Here is a 23,846-nt window from a genome sequence, read left to right on the forward strand (position 1 = left end):
TAAATGAAAGTATGTGTTGTCAACCCAAACTACTACCGTAGTAGTGGTGTAACAATTGCCATACGCAGAATTTTTGAAGAAGTTTCAAAATTAGGCGTAGAACAACATTTTATCAATTGTTGCTATGGAAATGAAGAAGAAGATAAAGACTGGATTCCACAGGAACGATATTGTGAATTTAAACTGATGTCATTTAATCCTATAAAGTTAATTCGTGAAATTTTGCTTTTTATAAAATGGCTTAAAAAAAATGATATTCATGTTATTCATGTACATCATAGGCGTTTAGCGTCTATATTATTTCCTCTTCAATTAGCAAGAGTCTCTACAGTTATTTATACAGGTCAGTTAACTTATCAATTTACCCTCTGCTTTTGGCTAGCATCTCCTAAATTCATCGCTGCTATCAGTCAGTCTGTAATGAAAAACGTTCAGGCAACTACTCGTGCCAAATATATTGAATTGATTGGCAATCCTAGTGAATTTCCAATTCAATGTCCCAAGATTGAGATAAATCAAGTTAAAAATCGCGCTATTTGCATAGCGAGGTTAGAACCTGTAAAGGGACACGAATATTTAATTGATGCTTGGAGAATACTTAAAAATCGAGGTTTTGAATACGAACTTATTTTAGTAGGTGAAGGTTCACTACGGCAACAATTAGAACAAAAGGCTGTTGCTCTAGACTTATCAAATAATATACATTTTAGAGGATATAAAAAAAACGTAACGAAGGAAATGGAAAGCTGTTTGTTTGCAATTCTTGTTAGTGAAATAGAAGGTCAAGGAATAGTAACATTAGAAGCAGCGGCATGTGGACGTGCGAGTCTTTTAACTAATGTTGATGGTTCTCGTGATTGCCTACCACCACAGAGATATCTACCTAATGGTCTTTCTTATGGAGATTCTACTGCTCTGGCAGATGCATTAGAGCTTTGGTTTGCAAATCCGATAAAAGTTGCCACCGAGGGTAGGGTTTTTTTTGACTTTCATAAAGCATTAAATTCAAAACAAATTATTGCAAATAAATATTATCTTTTTTATAAAAAACTCTGTATAAAATGAATTTTGTTATAACTAAATATATTTAAAAAGTTAGCAGTTTAAATAGTAATGAAAAATTTATCTCTCGATCTCCGAAAAGGCAATACAAAATGGTCATTGAAGCTCAAGCTCCTCCGAGGTAGTTGGAATATTTGTTGGCTATTACTATTTCGCCCAACCCCTAAGCGGCTGGGGAACAGTTGGAGACAGTGGTTACTGCGTCGCTTTGGTACAGTAATTCGAGGTGAAGCACTTGTGCTCCCAAGTTGTAGAATTACTCAGCCATGGAAACTTGAATTAGGAGATGGAGTAGCAATAGGAGAAAAGGTTGAGATTTATAATTACGCTTTGGTATCAATAGGTGCAATGAGTGTGGTGTCGCAATATAGTTACTTATGCACTGGAACGCATGATTACACGCATCCTCATATGCCACTGATATCAAAACCTATTAATATTGGTTCAGAATGCTGGATTGCAGCAGATGTATTTATTGCTCCAGGGATCAATATTGGAGATGGTTCAGTAGTTGGTGCTAGATCAGTGGTTACGAAAGATATGCCAGCCTGGACAGTTTGTGCTGGTAATCCGTGTAAATCAATAAAACCTAGGATAATTAGAAATACAAGCTAAAAAGTAACCTGAAAAACATTGTGATGAACTGGGCAAAATGGATAAGTAAAAAACTTAAATATGGATTAATAATTGGTTCGGTTTTTTTGATAGCTTTGGTTTGGCTGCCCTGGTGGGAAGCATCCCAACAAATTCCTTCTTCGATTGTTGTGTTGGGAGGTGGTATTCGCCGAGAAATATTAGCAGCTCAATTGGCTCAATCTTATCCAAATCTGCCCATTATTGTTTCTTCTGGTTCATCTTTACCCTGCCTTTATCGAGTTTTCGTAGAAGAAAATAAAGTAGATTGGAGGAGACTTAAAGTTGATTTTAGAGCTACGGACACTTTGACTAACTTCACTGCACTTGTACCCTACCTACAATCCAATCAAACTCGTAAAGTATTTATGGTTACTTCAAAAGGTAATTTGCCACGAGCCTTCGTTCTAGCTTGGCTTATTTGGGGTAGTCGCGGTATCGCTATGGAGCCAGTGCTAGTTGGAGGTGTAGGTAATCATGAATCTTGGCTAAAAACTTTTGCAGACACCGCTCGGGCTATAGTGTGGGTTGTACTAGGCGAGAAAACTGTTGCCAACTTATATAATTCTGATGTGGAGGTAAAATACCAAACAAGCCTCCGCCAATCAGAATGCGAAATTGGTTCGGCAATTTTACCCAATAATATTTGAAGATGCTTTTAGTAAAGAAATTAATTACATCAAGGCTTAATAGATTTGTATGAGCATACCTCTATCAATAGTTATTCTTACAAAAAATGAAGAGCAAGATTTGCCTGGTTGTTTAGCATCAATCGACTGGTGTAACGATATACACCTTATTGATTCAGGGAGTACAGATAATACTGTTTTTATCGCTAGAGAAGCAAGTGTAGACTGTAAATATAATCCCTTTGAATCGTTTGGAAAACAGCGAAACTGGGCTCTTGACAACTGCGAGTTCAAATACGATTGGATTCTTTTTTTAGATGCCGATGAACAAGCAACTATTGAATTCCAGAATGCTGTGAATGTAGCCATCACTAGCACAGATAACTCTATCGCAGGCTTTTACTGCTGTTGGAAAATGATTCTTAATAATGAATGGCTCAAACGAACTGACTCATTTCCTAAATGGCAATTTCGTTTACTACGTTTTGGTAGAGCTAGATTTACAGACTACGGTCACGGTCAGAAAGAGGACTTAGTAAATGGACGAATAGAATATATTAAAGCACCTTACTTGCATTTTGCTTTTAGTAAAGGGTGGACTCATTGGGTAGACCGCCACAATAGATATTCCGATCAAGAAGCGATGGAGCGTTTACAACAATCAATCAACTGGAAAGAGATTTTCTCCGTTCACAGTTCAAGTCGTAACAAAGCAATAAAGCCAGTTGTGAGTAAATTACCTGGCTGGCCTCTAATACGCTTCTTTGTTACTTATTTTTTAAAACTTGGGTTTTTAGAAGGCTGGCCAGCATTTTTATACTGCGTCAATCTCGCCTACTATGAGTTTTTAATTCAAATAAAAATAGATGAGTTGCAGAAACGAAAAATTTGATAGTGAAGCAGCATTTCTTAAAATAGGTTGCAGTAATTATTCTTAACCTATTCCTCTCTACCCTGTAAGAGTTGCATATTATATTCTACTATTTCAGCAATCTCGTCACCCGCCCCGGTCTTTGCCTTGAAAAGCTGCTGTTCATTTATGTAATCTGTAATCATAGGATGCTGGGTAAAACTGGTTAAGTTTCTCTTAATTACAGAGCGTTGTTGTAAAGACTCCAGAGCTTCTAGCAAATTTCGATAGGGGACTATTGGGACAATATACTCTTGTAGTTCCGCTAATGTAAGCTGCTTGCGATCGCTCGCTAATAAACACATTATCTGCTTCTCTAAAGTTGACAGGCGATTAAACTGCCGATCTAAAACCTCCCATATGTCGCCAAAAACTACTGTGCCTTGCTCTAGGAATCTATTAATATTCCCATCAAATAAATCCTGAATCGTCGTTGCTGATATTTTTAAAGCTAATGGATTACCAGCGCAATACTCAACAAGTTTTCTAATTTCATCCTCTGTATCAACTAGACCTTTAACTTTAAGGATTTCCTGTGCTGCCTCTAACTGCAAGTTACTCAGATAAAGCGATCGCACGGGTAAAGTTTTGCCTTCTTTAGCTTTAAAGCCGACTGGCTTCTCCCGACTGGTCAAGATTACGCAACTCTGATGATGTTCGTCTCCTAACCGCCGTAGAAGTTGACCATACAACTCATAGCCAGAACGATAGCGTCCAGCTAGTTCATTACTACAAAAGATCGATTCTATATTATCTAAAACCAATAGGCAGCGATGTTGGCGTAAAAACTTAATCAAATATGACATTTGATCTTCTAAAGTTTTTGGTATATCTAATTCTTGTCGCTCAAAGAGGAATAGGATTATATCTGTTAAAAAGTCTTCAATGGGTAAAGCATTGCGGAGCGATCGCCAAAACACATATTCAAACTCATCTTGAAGCTGTTCTGCAATGCTCATAGCTAGAGTAGTTTTGCCTATTCCGACCATGCCCAATAATGCTATTAAACGGCAGCGATCGTGGATAATCCATTGCTTTAAAGTGGTAAGTTCTACTGCGCGTCCATAGAAACTAGACACATCGACAGCATCTCCCCAATCTTGACGTTGATTATCTTGATTCCTTTGTACCGTTAACAGGTTAGGCACAATTTTTTGAGCCCTTTGCCATTCATCTATGGAGGTACTACTTGTTTGTTCAGCCTTACACATCATAATGTCGTGTTGCTTTAAAACTAAGTGGAGTTTATTTTTGTTAATCTTATTCCCAAATTTATTTGAGAGTAAATTCCATAGCTTATAACCAACATCTCTTATATAACCAACTTCATAACCATAGCTTGTGGCAATCTCCTGGTAAGACCGTCGTTCCCAACATTCCCGAAACACTATGTCCTGAATTTTATTTAGGCTTTCTTTGTCCAGCACCCTTTGGATAACTTCTAATGCTTCTTCAGCAGTCACTATTAGCCCACGCTCCTTTATATAATTAAACTTATCTTGAAATATGATAACTTCTAGGTGCTGTGTTAAAGAGCAGAGTTTTTGATAATTTTTTCTATATTAAATGCAAACAGATTCTGAAACTTTAGGGGGAACTGTAGAATTTCTATCTCCGAAAATCCTTAATTAAGCTAACTTTTTATAGGCAATAGTTAACCCAAGCTGTTATACAGGTTATACTTAAAATGAAGTTATCAATAATACAAGACTAAGCAAATGTTAATCATACTTTTTGATTGGAATTAGGTATCAGTTAGATAAGTTGCTCTAGTGTGACTTGAGATATACTTAGATCATATTATAGCAGTTATTACAAATGTGAAAAGGTATTAAAACATACGCAAGGGGCATTGATGCTAATATCTAACATTTACCTGAATCTGCTCTGCATTAGTTCGCAGGGTGAATTAGATTATATGCTCCTGCTCTCAAGATATGTAGATTTTCTAGGATGGGCATTTTCTTTAGCAGTATTTAATACAAATAAAGATATGGAGTCAGAGGAGCCTATAAACTGCGAAGCTCAGTTCATGGCAAGCTCATATCAATAATTATTGCAATGAAATGGTAGAATATATTAGCAATAAAGTAATACATTTTTACATTTAAGTTAAGACGCAAGCGATTAAAGTTAGACAGAACGGCTTTGCAACATAACTAGCATTCGTTCGTAGTACAATCTATTATAATTCAAACCAAATTAATTGACTATTTATATTTAGTAAAGACTTTATGGAAGCACCAGAAAACATACAATTTTATAATTATTGGTGTATTTTTAAACGGCATTGGTTGCCTGCTTTAGCTATTTTTAGCACTATCACTGGGGGGTCATATTTATATACATCTGCAAAAACACCAATTTACAGCGCTCAAGGGCAGATTCTTTTCAAGCAGGACAAAACATCTTCTTTAATCGGGTTAGATTCAGATGCACAAGCAATGGACTCCCAAAGTAATAGTTCCCTAAATACAGAATCCAGGCTTATTCTTTCTGAGAATATTTTGCGAAAGATTTTGGATATAGTAAATGAAAATAGTTCTCAAAAAACACCTTTAAGCGTTGGAGATTTACAGGCAGGATTGGAGGTGATCAACATAGAAGGAACAGATATTCTTCAGGTTACTTACAAAAGCAATAATCCTGAAATAGCTAGTTTAGTAGTTAACCAATTAATGAATGTTTATGTAAATAGGAATTTACTAGGTAATCGAGCGGCAGCAATTTCAGCAGGTAATTTTATCACTAGCCAACTACCCAAAGTTAAAGCAAATGTTTATAATGCCGATGCGGCTATACGCAAATTCAAAGAAAAATATAAGCTTACCGATTTGGCTCAGACACAAAGGTCAGTCGCAGAAAATATAGAAAGAATAGGCTCGCAAGTTGATAGTATTGAAGCTCAACTTTCCGATTTAAATTCTCGCTCTAAAGGGATACAGCAGAAATTGGGGATGAGTCCCCAGGAAGCTATAGTTACAGCATCGGTAAGCCAATCTTCTGCAGTACAAGGAGTAATTAAAGAACTTCAAGAAGTACAACGCAAATTAGCGAATGCGCGATCGCTTTACAAAGATGACCACCCAATTATTGTTCAATTTAAAGAGAAAGAAGCTCAGTTAAATATATTGCTAAACTCTGAGACTACCCGGATTTTACAAGGTCAGAAGATAAGTTCTTATAGCAATTTGCAAGTCGGAAGCATTCAACAGGATCTAATTACTACCTTGACCAAATTAGAGATAGACCGTTTAGGGTTAATCACCCAGAAGACTACTCTGTTGAAGCAGCAAGCTTTCTATCAAAAAAAGGCAGCTACCTTACCTGAGTTGCAACAACAACAAGGAGAGCTAGAACGGCAACTTTTAGCATCTCAATCTACTTATGAAACACTTTTAAAAAGCCTTCAAGAAATTAAGGTTAAAGAAAATCGGACAGTAGGAAACGTTCAAATTGTTGAATATGCTGAGATTCCAGTAGTAGCAACTAACGCTAGTAATAAGTCATCAATGATTGCCGCAAGCCTAGCAGGAATTTTAGTTGCTGGAGCCGTTGTGTATTTTTTAGAACTGACCGATAAAAAAATTAAAACGGTTAAAGAAGCTCGTGAACTTTTTGATTATCGATTACTTGGAACAATCCCAATTTTTAATAAAATAGCAGAAATTGGGAGCGGAGCGGTTCCTGTTATTGAAGACCCACGTGCATTTATTAGTGAAAGTTATCGGATGCTTCAGTTTAACTTAGAGGTTGCATCAAGTAAAGCCTTAAAAGTTATTGCGATTACAAGTTCTGTACCTAATGAGGGTAAATCAACTACTTGTGCCAATTTAGCGGCGGTAATGGCTCAGTTAGAGCACAAAGTCTTAATCATTGATGCCGACTTCCGCCATCCTTCACAACATCTTATTTGGCAAATTTCTAATGAAGAAGGTTTGATGAATGTTATTGCCGAAAAAGTTAGTTTTAGCGATCGTGTTATCCAAACAGTTAGGAAAAATTTAGATGTTATCACTACTGGGGAGTCTGATCATAACCAAAATATTTTACTTGACTCTAGGAAAATGGGAGCTTTTATTAACCAATGCCCAAAACAATATGATTATGTAATTATTGACACTCCTCCTTTAGCAATCTCTGCCGATGCAAATATTTTAGGCAAGTTTGCTGACGGAGTGATACTTGTAACAAGACCTGGTGTAGCAGATACTATCAGTTCTAAAGTTGTCAAAGAACGGTTAGATCAGTCAGGTCAAAATATTTTGGGCATTGTTATTAATGGTGTTTTCGCTGATAACAAATTTTACCGCTACTATCACGCGGAAAGTGAGTATGAAGTATCAGGTTCTAAGAAACACAATAATATAAAAAAACTGCTAGGCAAGTTGAAGTTTTTTAATCGCTCATAAATCTGTTAACTGGCAAAGTAACATAAATTTATTGATAATAAATTATTTAAATTTTGGCACGGTGCTTAGGGTTAATAAATCTTCCCTCAAGTTCTCTCTACAACTTACTATTTTTTTACCAGGAGCATTGATAATCAGATCCCTTTCAAAGCGCAGACATGACAACAGGGAAAATTTGAAACACTTAGACACCACACATTTGTGTTAGGGTAATCTACCGAAAATTAGGGTTAAAGCATAGTTTTTCCAGGGCGAGTTTTTATTGACTCTAGAGCGGAATAGTAGTATTACTTAATACGAACCTATCCCAGTAATAAAATTCTGTTAATCCAAATGTGAATTGTTGCCAGGGAAACAAAAGCATTGAAACAGGCAGAAATTCTTTCCCATCGAACAACAAGCCTACGGCAAGAGCGTTGAAACCATGCAAAGCATCGTTCTTGTTGAAAACGTGGCACGGATATTTTAATTGGTCTAACTCGATTTTTCTTCGCCAAACCGTGTTCGTTTTGGTAACTGTGGTCTAATACCACGTTTGCATAGAACCGCACGCAAATCCTTGCAATCATAACCTTTGTCCGCCGCCAGTAATTTAACTCGTTTGCCATTTCTACCAGGTTGATTATTTTTAACCAGGAGGCGGTCAATTAGCGGTATCACTTGTTCTCTCGTTCACTACTATCAGCTCGCACGTGTGCCACAAGAGAGAGGCATACCATTACCGTCTGTCAGGGTATGAATCAATATCTCTTTACCCTTATAACCATAGGCAACTTCTTCACCACCGCCTTTTCCAGGGGGAAAAAGAGCCGCGAAGTCTGCCGGGCGGAATCCTCCGTCCGGCGAGCTTCGCGTTTATCGCCCCATAACTCCAGTTAATTAATCCGCTCTCGGAGGCGATTCCTAATATTCGTGCTTGTAATCGTTCCAACGTTCCATCAGTTTCCCAACGTTTTAGCCATTGGTGCGTTGAACTTTTTGATGCCTAGATTTCTCCACTGGCTACATCACACCAACGGCAGCCCGTAATCAATATCAACAATCGATTACTGCCTAGCTTGTAACTTTTATTGTTTGGTTTAGGATTGAGCATTTTTAGTGATAAAAATATTACTTCTGCACCATGCCCAGAATTTTTATATGATTTTTATATGATTTTTATATGATTTTTGCCTATTGTCTAAATTGTTTAAATAAGGTAGCTTACTTGAACATAGAAATTTACCAATTTTCATAGATAAAATTGCCAACACAATTGGTATTTAAAGAGCGAAGCAAACAATAACTATCTAATGCTTTAATTATATATCTCTGAAAAATAATAATTTTTTAAGTATTAAGTTAACACCCTAATTGATACTATTAATTAGGATGTTAATTTAATCTTTAGTCAATTAACTATGATTAACTCTTTGAAGAGTTAATCATAGTTAATTGGATTTGGACACTTCTGACTTGCCAAATAAAACTTTTTAAATCAAATTTATGCGTTTTTTAATCTACGGAATCAATTACGCTCCTGAACTTACCGGGGTCGGCAAATATACAGGAGAAATGACAGAATGGCTTAAAGCTCAGGGGCATGAAGTTCGGGTAGTTACAGCACCGCCGTATTATCCAGCTTGGCAAATAGGAGCAGGCTATTCTGCAAGGCGCTATTGTAAGGAGTTTTTGCAGGGTGTTGAAGTATGGCGATGTCCATTGTGGATACCTCGTCAGCCTTCAGGACTCAAACGCATTCTACATTTAGCTTCTTTTGCAATTTCTAGCTTGCCATTAATGTTGTGGCAAGGGTTATTCTGGCGACCTGATGTTGTATTTGTAGTCGAACCAGCTTTTTTTTGTGTAATAGGAGCCTTGCTTACAAGCCTTTTGAATGGAGCCAAAACATGGCTTCACATTCAAGATTTTGAGATAGATGCTGGATTTGAGATGGGTATTTTACCTTCCTCTAAATTCCTGCGCTCTCTAAGTATGACAATAGAGCGTTGGTTAATGAATCGCTTTAACCGCGTATCGACTATCTCTGATCGCATGCTCAATCGCTTGAAAGTTAAAGGAGTTGATATGTCTAAATGTGTATATTTTCCTAACTGGGTAGATACAGACAACATCTATCCACTACAAAAAACCAACATTCTGCGAAACCTATTAGACATCCCCTCAGACACTTTTGTTGCTCTTTATTCGGGTAGCATGGTAGAGAAGCAGGGGCTAGATATTTTGATATCCGCCGCAAAACTTCTGGCAACAGATTACCCAAAGATTCTATTTGTTCTGTGCGGCGAAGGCTCTGCCAAAAAGCGGCTTCTAAAATTAGCCACGGGTATGTGCAATATACGTTTTCTGGATTTACAACCTTCAGAGAGACTGAATGCATTACTAAATCTCGCTAATGTTCACTTGCTTCCCCAGATTCCCGATGCCGCAGACTTAGTAATGCCTTCCAAGTTATTAGGTATGTGCGCTTCAGGACAACCCGTGATTGGAACGGTTCACTATGGTACTCAAGTTGCCGAACTATTAAAAAACTGTGGAATTGTAGTTTCACCTGGAGATGTAACAGCGATATCAAATGCAATTGTATATCTAGCAACACATCCTGATCAATGTCATAAATTAGGTCAAGCTGCTCGTCAACTTACAGTCGATCGCTGGCATAAGGAGAAAGTTTTGCAGCAGTTTGAGCGAAAGCTTGTTGCGTTGTACCCATCACCAATTCTAGAAAATATCAGTGTTGCCCCTGCGATTTTCAGTTCCCTAGAAACAGATATTCAAAAAAACATTCTCCCAACAGCCCAAAATAAACCCATTGGTAGTTACCTAGTTGAGTCAGGACTTATCACTAAATTACAACTCGACATCGCTCTGACAGACCAACAGATCACAGGTATGCGGTTAGGAGAAATTATAGTTGAGTATTCCTGGCTTAATCAATTAACTATTGATGAGTTAATGAGTAATGTAGTTCTACCTGAAAGGGAGGCAATACTAAAGCAGTAATCTAAAAGGCTTTTCTGCCTAAATCAGTCTTACCTTTCGAGATTAAAGGATTTTATTACTTCAAATATTTTTGCAACAGAACCGCTTTAGCTGCCTTAAGTGTATTACGATAGTTAGGTAATAATTAGTACATAAGTTTTTTGTTGGATAGAGTAGTTGCCTAGGTACATTGAGACTCGTTTTTCGATTTGCTTGGTAAGCACATGAATTAGGGTTCGGGGTGTCAAATAAAAAGCCTTTAGAGTATTCCTACTCTTATAGTAAGGTTTATAGCAATCGGCTCCATAATTTTTAAAGAAGAAATGAATAAGCCAATTAATGATGGAATACTCTTAGCTCAAGCACAGAGCGCTCCCCAGACGCTCTTTACGACTCAGACACCTGGGTTTGAATGGAGTGACGGCACTCCCTATGAACTGGGGATGAAGTTCCGGAGTACCAAAGTAGGAAATATTACTGCAATTCGCTTTTGGAAGGCAGCTAGTGAGAGCGGCATCCATGTGGGCAGAATTTGGTCTGCAAATGGTTCTCAACTAGCAAGCGTTACTTTCTCAAATGAGACCGCTTCGGGTTGGCAGCAGCAAGCTCTCAGTGAACCGCTGAACATTGAAGCCAATACGACCTACATAGTGAGTTACACCTGTAATAGTTATTCTGCTATTACATTAGGTGGATTAGCAAGTGTAGTCGTGAATGGGTTTATCAGCTCAGTTGCTGACGGCAACAATGGAGTGTACGGTCAACCAGCAAATTCTTTCCCAACCAATTCTTATCAAAACAGCAACTATTTCTGTGACGTAGCATTCGTTCCTAGCAGTATGATTGTCAAGGTAAGCGGAGATAGTCAGACTGGTGCGGCAGGAGCTAGTTTACCAAACCCGTTAGTCGTGCAAGTCAAGGATAGTAGTGGCAACCCCCAGGCAGGCGTTACACTCAACTTTGCTATAACTAGCGGCGGGGGTTCAGTTTCGCCGCTCAGTGCGATAACTGATGCAAGTGGTCAGGCGAGTACGGTACTAACCCTGGGGACAACAGATGGTATAGAAAACACTGTAAGTGCGACGGCTCTTGGCATAGGTAGTATCACTTTCAGGGCTAAGGCTTTGCCAAACAACCCTAATTCGATCTTTTTGGAAAACCAGAAACCTGGCACTACAAACTGGCAGATTACTGACTACAGTACAACAGAGATTGCTGGCTATGCCGGTGCGCCCAGTGTAAATAAGGGCGGTTCGCTGCCGATAAAAGTTTCTTTAGGACAGCCGGGGCAGCTCAAAATTGATGTCTACCGTTTAGGTTACTACCAAGGTCAAGGGGGTCGATTAATAGTTAGTAGTGGAACTCTCAATGGGATCACTCAACCTGCATGTAGTTTCGACAGTGCTACCCGCCTGATTGAGTGTAACTGGTCAACATCCTACACCGTAACGGTGGGAGCTAATTGGATTAGCGGTCTGTACGTTGCCAAATTGACCGATCTGGCAACTGCTAAACAGTCACAGGTGTGGTTTGTGGTCCGCGATGACAGCAGTACCTCTAACATTGTCTTCTCAAGTTGTTTTAATACGTTCCAAGCTTATAACAATAGTGGGGGCTACGGTCTATACCCCTGGAACAGTATTAACGGTGAAAGAAGCTTCAAAGTGTCCTATGATCGACCATTTGCTCAAACCAGTGCAAGTTCAGCATGGCTATATGACTCAATGACTCGTCACCAGCGCCATATGGTGTACTGGCTGGAGTCTCAAAGTTATGATGTCAGCTATATTACCAACTTAGATATTCAAAATAACCCACAGTTGTTGAGACAGCATAAGCTATACCTATCCGTCGGTCATGATGAGTATTGGTCGATGGCAGAGCGCAATGCTGTGGAGCAGGCTCGTGACGCCAATCCACCAGTTAACTTAGCATTTTTCTCTGCTAACACCTGTTACTGGCGAGTGCGATTTGAGAACTCTAGTGCAAATAATGTTCCCAACAGAATAATGGCTTGTTACAAGGGTGCTACGGATCCGGTGTTACCAACAAAAACGTTCCGGAACACTCAAATCAACCGTCCTGAAAACGCATTGCTAGGAGTGCTGTATACGGGTGAAGACTATTATGGTTTGTATGATACATCGAGTAATTTATACAATCCCTCCTACTCAGGGTACGACTTTATAGTGACCAATAGTAGCGATCCCTACTATGCCAATACAGGTTTAGGCAACGGTAGTGTATTACCAGACTTGGTAGGCTTTGAATGGGATGCAGTTGTTAACAACGGCTTTACCCCAAGCAATCTAGTTATTCTGTCCTCTTCGCCTGTGAACCAACCGTATCCCCTCGATCTGGAGATTCCCCAGCCCTATCCCAAAGTTTCAAATGCAGTTCGCTACACCGCTCTTAGCGGTGCTAAGGTGTTTACAACAGGATCGATTCATTGGATGTTGGGGTTAGATTCTAGCTTCTGCGGCACAACTCAAGTAGATTGGCGTGCCAAGCAAATTGCAGTCAACGTACTAGCAAATATGGGCGCAAAGCCTCAAACTCCAGACGCTAATATGATTGTGCCTTAAAAGTATGTAATCGAGGTGCAAAACATTGTTGCCATCTCTATTAGCTTTTGCCTATTCCAGTTTTCCGAGTAATAAGAGTAGAACTTATGAATTTTAGAATAAAACGCCGACGATTTGGTCAGTTAACGATTGTTAGCGCTGCTACAACTTTGCTCGCCAAACTTGAATCCAAGGTTTTTGCACAACAGTTATCAGAGCAGCTTTATGGTGTGATCTTGACTCCAGCTAGTAAAGCCATAACAGAAGACTCCGTTGATGCTACCTCTGCTAACACTACCCCGGCAATTATCATTTATTCCATAGATTTAGCAACCTTAGCAACTGCTGAAGAGGCTTTAGTTGCCAACATCTCCGCACTCACTGTTGGCAATCAGCAGGAAACAACGGAGACGGTCGCTAAAGCTCTACTTGTTAAAAAGCCCAGCGAGCGGATAACTGCTTTGACTGTATTATCCGACAACACTTTTGTGATTGCTGCTACCGCTGCTACCAAGCAGGGTACTTTCAGTCGCCTCCTATTTACTGAACCTGCTACAAAGAGTAGGGTAAAGGCGAAAAAAGGATTAAAAGTCAAAAAAACCAAAAACAAGAAGTATAGTACGGTTGAAAGTTTGGTAGTAGTTACTACAAATGACAAAAAAGGAGACCAGATCCTTGGTGTAATTAGTCTAGCAGAAGGCGGACCGCCTTTTGAGTTGGCATTTATTAATCCTACCTCAGGTCAAGTAGATGCCAGTAATCAGTTGGGTTTGCCACAGATTCTACCAAATCAGCGACTTAGTAATCTTACTCAATCTCCAGATGGAACCATTTACGCTACTAGGTGCGATGCTGAAGGTGTCCCCCTTTTAGTGAAGCTAGACCTAGCGAACAAATCGCAAATTACTGGCAAAGGAAAGATTATCAGGTTGGTGAACTTGAGCTTCAACAACAAACCTCTAGAAAATGACTTGGTAAGCCTAGCCTTTTCTTCCGCAGGTCAATTGTTTGCGCTTGCTGATCCCAACAATGAGAAAACTAATTCCCTATTCATTGTGGATGTGAAAACTGGAGAACTAAAATTCCTAAGAAAATTCGCTGTCGATAAGATTACATTTGCGCGAACGTAAGAAAAGATTGCTTCCTGAGTATCGAAGAATAGTTGGATGACGGCTCATTGCTCAAAGCGTAGGAGATAAAGTCTTGAGACAATTCCGGAAGATCACGCACGAATATCATAAAGGTTGAAACAATGTCTGATACAGCAATTCGAGTTGACAACCTAAGTAAGAAGTACATCCTGAGCCACCAACAGGAAGGATACAGCAGTTATAAATCTTTGCGGGAATCGATCAGTAATGGCGTTAGTTCCCTAAGTAAAAAATTGCTTAAGCCTTCTAGCAAAAAAACATATAATTCAGCCTGTGAAGAGTTTTGGGCATTGAAAGATGTCTCATTTGAAATTAAGCAAGGCGATCGCATTGGGATTATTGGTAGCAATGGCGCAGGAAAATCAACTCTACTTAAAATTTTAAGCCGTGTTACTGAACCAACAAATGGACGTATTGCTATTAAGGGTAGAGTCGCAAGTCTCTTAGAAGTGGGGACAGGTTTTCACCCAGAATTGACAGGTCGGGAAAACATTTATCTCAACAGCGCCATTCTAGGGATGGGCAGGGCGGAGATTAAAAAAAAGTTTGATGAAATAGTCTCTTTTGCCGAAGTTGAAAAGTTTTTAGATACACCTGTTAAACGCTACTCTTCAGGGATGTATGTCCGCTTGGCTTTTGCCGTAGCCGCTCACCTAGAACCTGAGATTTTAATTATCGATGAAGTGCTTGCCGTAGGAGATGCCAAATTTCAAAAGAAGTGCTTGGGGAAAATGAGTGATGTTTCTGATAAAGAAGGGCGTACCGTCTTGTTTGTTAGTCACAATATGGCAGCGTTAAAAAGTCTCTGTGATCGAGCCATACTTCTCAAGTCAGGATGTTTAATAACTGATGGAGAAACTCATGATGTTATATCTCATTATATAGAGTCTGACAATAACGACTCTTTATCTCTCTTAAGAACCTGGGATGATATTGAAACTGCTCCTGGTAATGATAAAGTCCGCCTGTATCAAATTGGGGTAGTTCCAGAACACGATGACTCATCACTAAATCAGATTACAGTTATAACTCCTTTAAAAATTGAATTTGAGTATTGGAATTACCTCGAAGGTGCTTATCTAAATTTGAGCTTAAATCTTTACACCTCAGAGGGAACTTGTGTATTTAATTCAATTTCAAGCTCGATTACTTGTCCTTCAGGGCTAATTCGAGGGGTTTGTTACATTCCTGGAAATTTTTTAAACGATGGAAGTTATCAGATTACAATGATGATTGTTCAAGATACTTCAACTGTCCTTTATATATGTGAAAATTTATTGAGTTTTACTGTGCATGATGTTGAGAGAGATTCCAATTGGTATGGCAAGTGGCAAGGAATAGTTCGCCCCAATTTGGAATGGCAAGTAGAATTTAAAAATAAATTGGAAGCCAAACAAACGAAAAAAATAAATGATTAAGAACATGAAAATATCTGAAAGTGTAACAAAAATTATGAAGAAGCGCTTAACTTTCTATAACAAGTATATAGCTAAAAAGACTATGTCAAAATTTCAAACACCTTACAAGCTCAATGTGGGGTGTGGAAGTAATAAACATATAGGCTGGCTAAATCTAGACTTAGAAGGCGATCCAAATATTGTTGATATTTTTTGGAATGCTGCTCAAAAGTTTGAATTTATGAATGATAACTCTTGTAGTCTTATTTATTCTGAGCATTTTTTAGAACATTTACCTATTGATCAGGGAGTTAACTTTTTAGCTGAATGCTATCGCCTCCTTGAAAATGGAGGATCTTTGCGTATCGCAATGCCTTCACTTGAGTATGTAATTGCTAAATATAATTCTGAAGATTGGCATAGTCAGGATTGGTTAACATGGCCTGAATATCAGTTTATTAAGTCACGCGCTGAAATGATGAACATTTGTTTTCGCTGGTGGGGACATCAATGGCTATATGACTGCGAGGAATTACATCGGAGATTGTATGAAGCTGGCTTTGAAAAGGTCAAGGATTTAAGTTGGGGCTATAGTGATGTGCCAGAACTTCAAAACCGTGAAACTCGTAAGGACTCTCTGCTGATTTGTGAAGCGCAAAAATAGCTATATATTATTTCACGAAATGATTCATCCAAATGGCTTGCTTTTTTAGGTTAAAAATATGACTGGTTACTTACATACAAAATATGCAGAATCACTAGCAGAGCTTGGTTTTCCACGTCTTTTACCTAAAAGCCAGGGATGGATTTTAGAGCGAAAAATACCTGGATTTCCTTACCAAGATGCTATCGGTTGTTATCCTCTATTTGCCTGTAAGGATTGGAACATGGTCTGCGAAGATTTAGAGAGTATTGATAATGAGCTAGTTAGTTTAGCAGTTGTTACCGATCCTTTTGGGAATTACGAGGTTGAAGATCTCAATCAATGTTTCAACCATAAAGTAATTCCCTTTAAAGAGCATTTTATTGTCGATCTTACTTCTCCTTTAGATACATTTATCTCAAGCCATCATCGTCGCTATATCCGTAAAGCTTTACAAGATGTGCAAGTTGAGAAATGTCAAGATCCGATGCAGTCTATTCTGGACTGGATCGAACTTTATAATGTCCTGATCGAGAGGCATAACATTCGGGGAATTTCTGCATTTTCACAACAATCTTTTATCAACCAGCTACAAGTTCCTGGGCTGTTTATGTTTCGGGCAGTGCATCAAGAAGTAACTGTCGGTATAAATTTATGGTATGTCCATTCTAATGTCGGTTACTATCATCTAGGTGCATACAGTGATTTGGGCTATCAACTCCGTGCCTCGTTCGCTTTATTTTGGTCAGCAATTGAATATTTTTCAGATATTAAACTCCGCTGGTTGAATCTTGGTGCAGGAGCAGGTCTTAAAGGTACTGAAACAGATGGTTTGAGTCGCTTCAAAGAAGGCTGGTCTACTGGAACTAGAACTGCTTACTTTTGTTGTCATATCTTTGACCCTAGAAAATATACACAGATAATGAACGAAAAAGATATACCTGCTACCGAATATTTTCCTGCCTATCGAAAAGGTGAGTTTAAATAGTGTTTTTTCAACCGAAGCCGAAATAAACGTATGCAGAAAAGTCATGAAAAAGCTGTTCATGAAACCCCATTAGTGTTTCTGAGATCACTTGAGATAGAGGATGCAGAAAGGATTTATAAATGGCATAACGACCCAAGTTTGTATAATTCTCTCTTAAGTCCATTTCGATATGTAAGTTTATCTGTGGTTGAAGAGTGGTTAAGAAAGAAGCAATCCTATTCAAATCATGAAATTAATTGGGCTATTTATTTAACAATTAACTCGCAGCATGTTGGCAATATATATTTACGCAACATTGATTGGATATCACGACATGGGGAGTTAAATATATTTATAGGTGACGCTGAACAACGTGCCAAAGGGTATGGTAAGGCTGCGGTCAGGTTGCTCATTGAATATGCTTTAAAAGACCTAGGCTTACAACGGTTATATCTTTTTGTTTTAAAAGATAATATATCAGCTATCAAAATGTACGAAAAGTGTGGATTTACAACGGAGGGTGAATTACGTGGGCATATATTTAAAGACAGTCAATTTAAAGATGTGTTAATTATGGGTCTTTGTGCTGGCGATGTTCCAATACAAAGCTGCTAAGTTCTGGATAGGTATTGTGGAGATAGACAATGATATGAAGAAATCCTGTGACGAATTAGCTTTATTCGGTGGTACGCCAACATTCAGCGAGAAGCTTCATGTTGGTCGCCCTAACATTGGTGATCGCGATCGCCTGATGCAGCGAATTAATGACTTACTCGATAGAAGATGGTTGACCAATAACGGCCCTTATGTTCAGGAGTTTGAACAACGCATTACTGACATCGTTGGAGTCAAGCATTGCATTGCCATGTGTAACGCAACTATTGCCTTGGAAATTGCCATTAGAGCAGCAGGTCTAACAGGAGAGGTGATTATTCCTTCGTTTACCTTCATTGCCACTGCTCACGCCTTACAGTGGCAAGAGATAACTCCAGTCTTCTGTGATATCGATCCTCAGACTCATACTATCAATCCGTGGCGTGTAGAAGCACTAATTACGCCTCGTACAACCGGAATCATTGGTGTTCATCTGTGGGGACAAGCTTGTAATGTAGCAGCCCTCACAGAAATTGCTCAAAGGCATAACCTCAAGCTGATGTTTGACGCAGCCCATGCTTTTGGTTGTTCCCATCAGGGGCAAATGATCGGTAATTTTGGCGATGCTGAGGTGTTTAGCTTTCATGCGACTAAGTTTTTCAATACCTTTGAGGGGGGAGCGATCGCCACAAATAATGATGAATTGGCTGCCAAAATTCGCCTAATGAAGAACTTTGGTTTTGCTGGACTTGAGCAGGTGGATTACATCGGCACCAACGGCAAAATGAGCGAAGTTTCTGCCGCTATGGGGCTAACGGGGTTAGAAAGCTTAGATAAATTTGTGGCAGTCAACTGTAGTAACTACAGGCAATATCAGCGCGAACTGAGAGACATACCAGGTGTTAAATTATTAACCTACAATCAGTCTGAAAAGTGCAACTATCAGTATATTGTGCTGGAAATTGACGAGGAAATTACCCAAGTCGAGCGCGATCGCCTGGTAAAAATCCTCTGGGCTGAAAATATCTTAGCTCGACGCTACTTTTATCCCGGATGCCATCGTATGGAACCCTATCGCTCCTACTTTCCTCATGCAGGACTGCTACTTCCAGAAACTGAAAGTTTAGGCAAACGGGTGTTAGTTCTGCCTACAGGCACAGCAGTTGGGACAGAGGAAATCAGTAAAATTTGTCAGATTATTCGGTTGGTAGTTCAATATAGTTATCAGGTTAAGGAGAGATTAGCGTACAAAGTTAATGAGTCAGTGCATTCCAATAAATAAATAGTTAGTGACATTTAACACATAGAAACTTTAATTCTTTCATAAACAATTGCCTGAAAATCATCACGGATTTAACAAAGTCAAATATTATTCATTTATTTTTACAAAAGATGCAAACATTTCTAGTTACGGGTGGCGCTGGCTTTATCGGCTCTAACTTTATCCTTAAAGCTAGAAAAGAACAGTGGTCTAACATTATCAATCTAGATAAATTAACCTACGCCAGCAACCCTCAAGATTTAGAAGAATTGCAAAATGATCCTGGATATTATTTTGTTCGTGGAGACATTAGCAATATCGAACTAATATCTAATCTTCTAGAGCAGCAGCGACCAGACGCAATTATAAACTTTGCCGCTGAAAGCCATGTTGATCGCTCGATTCTTAGCCCCCAAGCTTTTATTCAAACTAATGTATTAGGAACTTTCCATCTTCTAGAAGCTAGCCGAGTCTACTGGGAAAAATTATCTCCAAAAAAGCAAGAACAATTTCGTTTCTTACACATCTCTACGGATGAAGTTTACGGCTCACTAAGCCCAACACAACCAGCTTTTCGGGAAGATACTCCCTACGCACCTAACAGTCCCTATGCGGCATCAAAAGCGGGGTCTGACCATTTGGTACGAGCTTACTATCAAACCTACGGTTTACCTACTTTAACAATTAACTGCTCCAACAACTATGGTCCGCGCCAGTTTCCTGAAAAACTGATCCCTTTGATAATTCTAAATGCGTTGAATAGAAAGCCCTTACCCATTTATGGGGATGGACAAAATATTCGCGACTGGCTATATGTCGAGGATCACTGTGAAGCTATTTATTTAGTGCTGCAAAAAAGCAAAATAGGCGAGACTTACAACATTGGTGGCAACAACGAACAGATGAACTTAGCAGTTGTTGAGAAAATTTGTGCTGTACTCGATGATTTGGTTCCAAAATCAAACTTTCGCTATTCTTCTTTAATTACTTTCGTGAAAGACCGCCCTGGTCACGACCAAAGGTATGCAATTAATTGCGACAAAATTAAGCATGATTTAGGATGGCAGCCCAAAGAAAATTTTGAAAGTGGTTTATTAAAAACGATCCAGTGGTATCTAAGCAATCCTAGTTGGGTTGAGCAAGTCCAGTCAGGAACTTACCGCACCTGGATTCAGCAAAACTATACTGACCGAGACATAGCGTGTTCATCGCATTAAACAATCGTAAAACATTTGAGGAATGTGTAAGTATGAAGGGCATAATTCTAGCTGGTGGTTCGGGTACACGGCTTTATCCACTCACCCAAGTAATTAGCAAACAGCTAATGCCTGTTTATGATAAGCCGATGATTTACTATCCCTTATCAATTTTAATGTTGGCTGGGATTCGAGAAATCCTGATTATCTCTACGCCCGCCCATCTGCCATTGTTTCAAGAACTTCTGCAAGATGGTAGTCAGTGGGGTCTTAAGTTTAGCTACATTGAACAACCAAGACCTGAAGGTTTGGTACAAGCTTTCATTTTAGGCAAAGACTTTATAGGTAATGAGCCCGTATGCTTAATTTTAGGCGATAATCTCTTTTACGGGAATGGTTTGGTTGATGTACTAAAACGTGCTGCCCAATTACGTGAAGGCGGACATCTTTTTGCTTATCAAGTAACAGAACCTCAATATTATGGTGTAGTAGAATTCAATGAAACAGGTGAAGTAGTCAGTATAGAGGAAAAACCACGCATTCCCAAATCTAATTATGCTATGCCTGGTATGTATTTTTACGATTCCCAAGTTTCAGAGATTGCTGCCACGGTCAAACCCTCAGAGCGCAATGAGCTAGAAATTACTGACTTAAATCGAATTTATCTCGCTCGCGGACAATTAAAGGTCGAGATTTTAGGTAGAGGTTACGCTTGGTTAGACACAGGTACCTATGAATCTCTTCACCAAGCTGCTAGCTTTATTCAAACCTTAGAGCAACGACAGGGTTTGAAAGTAGCTTGCATTGAAGAAATTGCTTACCGCCAAGGATATATTGATGCAGAGCAACTCGCTCGACTCGCAAAGCCATTACTTAAGAGTAGCTATGGACGTTACTTAATGGATATGATCAACAGCGATCTCCATTATGCTCTGGTTCAGCAAAACAATCAGGTTGTACTAGGAAACGGTTTCATCAAACCAGAACCTTTTAAAGCTGAGGAGATAGCACTGTATGCTAAAGATTAAATTAAAAATTCTCACATTTGAAAATATTTTAAGGTTTCTACATGAAAGTAAGTGTATTAATGCTTGCCTATAATCACGCTCAATATATTGCTCAGGCAGTAGATAGTGTTCTGATGCAGCAAGTTAATTTTGACTATGAGATTGTAATTGGCGAAGACTGCTCTACAGATAATACGCGAGATATTCTCATTCGCTATCAACAAGAAAATCCAGAGAAAATCCGCTTGCTGCTGCCGGAAAAAAATCTGGGAATGCATGATAATCTTATTCAGACTTTCAAAGCTTGTCGAGGTGACTACATAGCTCTCTTGGAAGGAGATGATTACTGGACTTCTCCTGATAAAGTGCAAAAACAGGTAGATTTTTTAGATGCTCACGCTGACCATACAATCTGTTTTCATAAAGCCTTAGTTCGTGAGCGAGATGGTCGACCAGACTGGTATATTCCTGTGGCATTTCAGCCGAAACAGGTTTTCACTCTTCAATATTTGCTTGGAGTGTGCAATCCCATGACAACCGCTTCAATAATGTTTCGACAGGGATTTATACATGAAATTCCAGACTGGGTGTACGATTTAGACTTTGTAGATTGGGTACTGCAAATTCTCCTTGCTCAACACGGGAAGATTGGATATATAAATGAGACTATGAGTGTGTATAGAATTCACCTTCAAGGAAATTGGTCACGAAAAAGTCAAATCCAAGGTCTTTTACAAACAGTTAAGTTTTTTGAGCATCTTAGCAAACATTTTGACTCAAGCTCTAAATTTCAAAAAAACATTAGATTTAGCTTGACTGTACTTCATAAAGATTTGGCTATAGCTTATGAGAAGGAGGGAGATAGAAAAAATGCTAGAAAGTACACGAATATATGGTTCTTCAAATATTTGTTAGCTAATGGGATATTAATAAATGCGACTTATTTAAAGTATTCAACTTCGAAAATAATCCGAACCCATGCTCCAATTTTACACAAAACCCTATCTAGAACCCTTAACAAATTCAAGCAGCTTAGTATAAATTTCATCTGAGCCCAAATAAATATGCATAAATATTTTATTGACGAAAAATTCCCCAAAAGCAATCTATTGCTATCAGCAAGCTAAAAAGCCAATGAGTATGAGCGCCAATATAAACAGTAAAAAATTAGTAACAAAAAAGCTTTTATTGTAATTAAAAAATGATAAATCAGCCACCCAAAATTGTTGTAATCACTCCAATAAAAAATGAAGCTTGGATTCTTGAGCGCTTTTTAGCTGTTACTAGTCAATTTGCCGATTGCATAATTATTGCCGATCAGAACTCAACTGATGGAAGTCCTGATATTTGTAAAAAATACCCAAAAGTTATATTAATAAAAAATGATTCAGAGGAATTTAATGAGGCAGAGAGACAGTTACTACTAATCAAGACAGCTAGAGAATTAGTTTTAGAGCATAAGATAATTCTTGCTTTAGATGCAGATGAAATATTAGCTGCTAATGCAATAAAAACATCAGGTTGGCAGTCAATGTTGGCTGCAAAGCCAGGCACTGTTTTATACTTTGAGAAACCAGATTTATTCTTAACCCCCTATCGTTGTATAAGGTACAGTACTCCCTGGCCCGTTGGTTATGTAGATGATGGCATAGAGCATAAGCCAAATAAAGTTCATAGCATCAGAATTCCACGACCTGATTACGCCACAAAACTCTATATTAATGATGTTAAAATACTTCACTACCGCTTAACTCGTCCTGGTGCAGAAGCTTCTAAAATAAGATTTTATAGTGTATTAGAAAATGTTCTTAACAGCAATAATAACTTTCTTAGTAGACGAAGACGCTATGCTTCAAATATTAATTGGATAGCAGCCGGTATACCTGAAAACTCTCCACTAGAGTGGTTTGCTGGGTGGAAGAAAATAGGAATTGATATGACATCAATTATTGATAGTAAATACCACTGGTGGGACTTTGAGGTTCTTCGTTATTTTGAGAAATATAGCCTAAAGAAATTCTTTTTAGATGATATTTGGGATTCTGAATTTATTTGGGATTTTGATTGGGAAGAATGCCGTAAACACGCTAAGTCTTTAGGAATGAATGGAATTCCAGATTACGAAATTAAAAAACTGCCTAAGATATTTACATTATTTGTTCGACTGCTAACCAGAGTTTACCTATCTTTAAGAGATAGCTCACTAACATTTAAATAGTAAGAGTTAGAAAGACGGGTTGTGTTGCAAAAACTTTTTGAGAACCGAAGACCCATGTGGGTAGCCGCCGAGATAGGGGTTTGTTTATTAAAGCATTTTCCCCCGTATCAGGTTGACTTAATTTATTTAATGTTTGAGAGGATCAGGACTTACGCAAGGAACATTTGAACGGATGGATACTTAAGTTGCTCAATTAAGTATTCTGAGAACAGCCCATGCT

General features: G+C 38.6%; 18 protein-coding genes and 1 pseudogene. 17 read left to right on the forward strand and 2 right to left on the reverse strand.

The genetic code is table 11. From position 1 onward, the window contains the following. Positions 1–3: 3 nt before the first annotated feature. Genes C7B70_RS18340 through C7B70_RS18355 form a run of 4 tightly spaced genes read left to right on the forward strand, consistent with a single transcriptional unit; the run spans position 4 to position 3,216 of the window. Positions 4–1,065: a glycosyltransferase family 4 protein gene (locus C7B70_RS18340; RefSeq protein WP_106370446.1), complete on the forward strand. Its 1,062-nt coding sequence runs from the start codon at positions 4–6 to the stop codon at positions 1,063–1,065. A gap of 48 nt (positions 1,066–1,113) precedes the next feature. After that, positions 1,114–1,677, forward strand: a complete 564-nt coding sequence (locus C7B70_RS18345) for a putative colanic acid biosynthesis acetyltransferase (RefSeq protein ID WP_106370447.1) — start codon at positions 1,114–1,116, stop codon at positions 1,675–1,677. A 23-nt stretch (positions 1,678–1,700) separates the two neighbouring features. Continuing rightward, positions 1,701–2,345 carry a YdcF family protein gene (locus C7B70_RS18350; RefSeq protein WP_106370448.1) on the forward strand — a complete coding sequence of 215 codons (645 nt, stop codon included), beginning with the start codon at positions 1,701–1,703 and terminating at the stop codon, positions 2,343–2,345. A 49-nt stretch (positions 2,346–2,394) separates the two neighbouring features. Continuing rightward, on the forward strand, positions 2,395–3,216 hold the full coding sequence (locus C7B70_RS18355; RefSeq protein ID WP_106370449.1) for a glycosyltransferase family 2 protein: 822 nt from the start codon (positions 2,395–2,397) through the stop codon (positions 3,214–3,216). 47 nt (positions 3,217–3,263) lie between these two features. Here the strand turns inward: C7B70_RS18355 and C7B70_RS18360 are convergent, their stop codons facing one another. After that, positions 3,264–4,697 (reverse strand): NB-ARC domain-containing protein, encoded by a 1,434-nt coding sequence (locus C7B70_RS18360; protein ID WP_106370451.1) that lies wholly within the window; start codon positions 4,695–4,697, stop codon positions 3,264–3,266. Between the two features lie 771 nt (positions 4,698–5,468). Between C7B70_RS18360 and C7B70_RS18365 the strand changes: the two genes are divergently transcribed. Beyond that, complete coding sequence (locus C7B70_RS18365; protein WP_106370452.1) at positions 5,469–7,646, forward strand: polysaccharide biosynthesis tyrosine autokinase; 2,178 nt, start codon at positions 5,469–5,471, stop codon at positions 7,644–7,646. 474 nt (positions 7,647–8,120) lie between these two features. Here C7B70_RS18365 and C7B70_RS26040 read toward each other — a convergent pair whose 3' ends face one another. Next, positions 8,121–8,306, reverse strand: a complete 186-nt coding sequence (locus tag C7B70_RS26040; protein ID WP_146134095.1) for a hypothetical protein — start codon at positions 8,304–8,306, stop codon at positions 8,121–8,123. 825 nt (positions 8,307–9,131) lie between these two features. On the opposite strand from C7B70_RS26040, the gene C7B70_RS18380 reads away from it, so the two are divergent. The 12 genes and pseudogenes from C7B70_RS18380 (at position 9,132) to C7B70_RS18435 (ending at position 23,626) form a co-directional block, all read left to right on the forward strand. Continuing rightward, positions 9,132–10,649: a glycosyltransferase WbuB gene (locus C7B70_RS18380; protein WP_106370453.1), complete on the forward strand. Its 1,518-nt coding sequence runs from the start codon at positions 9,132–9,134 to the stop codon at positions 10,647–10,649. 302 nt (positions 10,650–10,951) lie between these two features. Further along, positions 10,952–13,213, forward strand: coding sequence for a N,N-dimethylformamidase beta subunit family domain-containing protein (locus tag C7B70_RS18385; protein ID WP_106370454.1), 2,262 nt, complete (start codon positions 10,952–10,954; stop codon positions 13,211–13,213). Positions 13,214–13,299: 86 nt separating this feature from the next. Beyond that, positions 13,300–14,322, forward strand: a complete 1,023-nt coding sequence (locus tag C7B70_RS18390) for a hypothetical protein (protein WP_106370456.1) — start codon at positions 13,300–13,302, stop codon at positions 14,320–14,322. A gap of 122 nt (positions 14,323–14,444) precedes the next feature. Continuing rightward, positions 14,445–15,761 carry an ABC transporter ATP-binding protein gene (locus C7B70_RS18395; protein ID WP_106370457.1) on the forward strand — a complete coding sequence of 439 codons (1,317 nt, stop codon included), beginning with the start codon at positions 14,445–14,447 and terminating at the stop codon, positions 15,759–15,761. Positions 15,762–15,765: 4 nt separating this feature from the next. Beyond that, positions 15,766–16,404, forward strand: coding sequence for a methyltransferase domain-containing protein (locus C7B70_RS18400; protein WP_199192350.1), 639 nt, complete (start codon positions 15,766–15,768; stop codon positions 16,402–16,404). A gap of 58 nt (positions 16,405–16,462) precedes the next feature. Further along, a complete protein-coding gene (locus tag C7B70_RS18405; RefSeq protein ID WP_106370459.1) occupies positions 16,463–17,371 on the forward strand; it encodes a GNAT family N-acetyltransferase in 909 nt (302 codons plus the stop codon). A 30-nt stretch (positions 17,372–17,401) separates the two neighbouring features. Continuing rightward, complete coding sequence (locus C7B70_RS18410; RefSeq protein WP_106370461.1) at positions 17,402–17,965, forward strand: GNAT family N-acetyltransferase; 564 nt, start codon at positions 17,402–17,404, stop codon at positions 17,963–17,965. Between the two features lie 16 nt (positions 17,966–17,981). Next, positions 17,982–19,226: an aminotransferase class I/II-fold pyridoxal phosphate-dependent enzyme gene (locus tag C7B70_RS18415; RefSeq protein ID WP_233220988.1), complete on the forward strand. Its 1,245-nt coding sequence runs from the start codon at positions 17,982–17,984 to the stop codon at positions 19,224–19,226. A 110-nt stretch (positions 19,227–19,336) separates the two neighbouring features. Then, positions 19,337–20,422, forward strand: coding sequence for a dTDP-glucose 4,6-dehydratase (rfbB, locus tag C7B70_RS18420; protein WP_106370463.1), 1,086 nt, complete (start codon positions 19,337–19,339; stop codon positions 20,420–20,422). 32 nt (positions 20,423–20,454) lie between these two features. Continuing rightward, positions 20,455–21,312: pseudogene (gene rfbA, locus C7B70_RS18425) on the forward strand (glucose-1-phosphate thymidylyltransferase RfbA); the annotation flags it as partial. A 158-nt stretch (positions 21,313–21,470) separates the two neighbouring features. Further along, on the forward strand, positions 21,471–22,460 hold the full coding sequence (locus tag C7B70_RS18430; RefSeq protein WP_106370465.1) for a glycosyltransferase: 990 nt from the start codon (positions 21,471–21,473) through the stop codon (positions 22,458–22,460). A gap of 149 nt (positions 22,461–22,609) precedes the next feature. Further along, positions 22,610–23,626 (forward strand): glycosyltransferase family 2 protein, encoded by a 1,017-nt coding sequence (locus tag C7B70_RS18435; protein WP_106370467.1) that lies wholly within the window; start codon positions 22,610–22,612, stop codon positions 23,624–23,626. The last annotated feature ends 220 nt before the right edge of the window (positions 23,627–23,846 follow it).

This window comes from Chlorogloea sp. CCALA 695 (genome assembly GCF_003003885.1).
In the GTDB taxonomy this organism is placed as follows: Bacteria; Cyanobacteriota; Cyanobacteriia; order Cyanobacteriales; family Chroococcidiopsidaceae; genus Aliterella.